Origin of the sequence: Nocardia cyriacigeorgica NBRC 100375, assembly GCF_000308555.1 — a bacterium.
Classification (GTDB): domain Bacteria; phylum Actinomycetota; class Actinomycetes; order Mycobacteriales; family Mycobacteriaceae; genus Nocardia; species Nocardia cyriacigeorgica.
This window is the reverse complement of record NZ_BAFY01000299.1, coordinates 1-1,607: the sequence shown is the minus strand read 5'-3', so window position 1 is coordinate 1,607 and position 1,607 is coordinate 1. Positions and strand designations below refer to the sequence as shown.

Below are 1,607 nucleotides of genomic sequence, written 5' to 3'. Positions count from 1 at the left end.
TCCCGGTGCCCAGATTGCCGAGCAGGATGCCGACGCCGACGATGGTGTTGTACAGCCCGTAATGGGTGGCGACCAGCCGGTCACCGCACAGCGCGACCACGGTGTCCATCTCGAACGGGAACACCGCCGCCGCACCGACACCGAGCACCGCCGCCGTCACCAGCATGGCCCCGACCGCCACCGGTGTGCCGAGCCCGGTGCCGGGCACCAGCAGCAACGGCACGAACGCGGCCGCCAGGATGCCCATGCCGAGGACCAGGCTCTGCGGCCGTCCCCAGCGCGCGGCGAACCAGCGGGTGATGCGCAGCTGGCCCGCGATGGCGATCAGCCCCGACACCACGAACACCGCCGTCATCAGCGTGGCCGCGGCTTCGGCGCCCACCACCCTGGTCGCCTGCATCGGCAGGGCCAGATACACCTGGAACGACAGCACATAACAGCCGATCATGGCCGCGGAGAACAGCAGGAACGGCCGATTGGCCAAGACGACCCGCCAATCGTCGAGCACCGATGCCGTCTTCTGCTCCGCCTCGTGCTGTGGCAGCGCGCGCAACTGGGCGATGGTCAGCAGCGCGAAGACGATCGCCGACCCGGCGGCGGTGGCCCGGAAGTCGAAGGCCATCAACGCCAGTCCGACTACCGGGCCGAACAGGATCCCGGCCTGGTAGAAGATATTGAACATGGCGAAGGCCTCGACCCGCCGATCGGCGGAGTCGACCGCGAGGTAGGCCCGGACGGCGGGATTGAACAGCGCTCCCGCGAATCCCGTTGCGGCCGAGGCGATGATCAGGGCGGGCAGCGAATCGGCGAAGGCCAGCAGGGCGAACCCGCCGGTGCGCAACAGACATCCCGCGACGATCAACGGCTTGTAACCGAGGCGGTCGGCCAGTGTGCCGCCCACCAGGAACATGCCCTGCTGGCTGAAGTTGCGGATGCCGAGCACCAGCCCGACCGCCCAGGCCGCCAGACCCAGCGGCCCCGCCATGTACCCGGCCAGATACGGCATCAGCATGAAGAAGCCGGTATTGATGGCGAACTGATTGATCATCAGCATCCGGCTCGGCTTGCTGAAACTGCGATAGGTGGTGAGGAATTCGGTCACCGGATGCTCTCCTGAGGGGTGTCGTGGCGCGGGTCGACAGGCGACGCGGTGGCACCGTCCGGCCCCGGCGTCCGGCCGGCGAGGCGGCGCGGATCCACCACGGTGGTGCACCGGGTCCAGCTGGTGACCACCGCGTCGTCCGGGTGGCCGATGGTGGCGGGCTCGTCCGGGATCGCGGCGTCGAGCAGGCCGTGTTCCCGGCAATAGTCGTCGTTGTAGACGGTGTCGAAGTAGCGCAGCGGGCCGTCCGGGAACACCGCGGCGATGCGGACATGGGAGTCGTTGGTGCGGGCCAGCCAGCCGGCCACCAGCGCGACGGCCCCGACACTCCAGCCGCCGCTGGCGTGGTGGGTGGCGGTCAGCGCCCGGCACGCCCACACCGCTTCCGCCGGTGCGACCCAATGGATTTCGTCGAACGCGTCGTAGTCGACATTCTCGGGGTGGATGCTGGAGCCGAGCCCACGCATCAGCCGCGGGCCCGCCGGCTGGCCGAAAATGGTGGAGG

Annotated in this window: 1 protein-coding gene and 1 pseudogene; both read right to left on the bottom strand. The window is 69.3% G+C overall.

The window, feature by feature from the left end; genetic code table 11:
• Positions 1-1,102 (bottom strand): MFS transporter (locus RJ05_RS26125; protein ID WP_036541910.1); only part of this gene is annotated, 1,102 nt, incomplete at its 3' end.
• Positions 1,099-1,607, bottom strand: a pseudogene (locus RJ05_RS26120) (pyridoxal-5'-phosphate-dependent protein subunit beta); the annotation flags it as partial. The pseudogene RJ05_RS26120 and the gene RJ05_RS26125, both read right to left, overlap by 4 nt.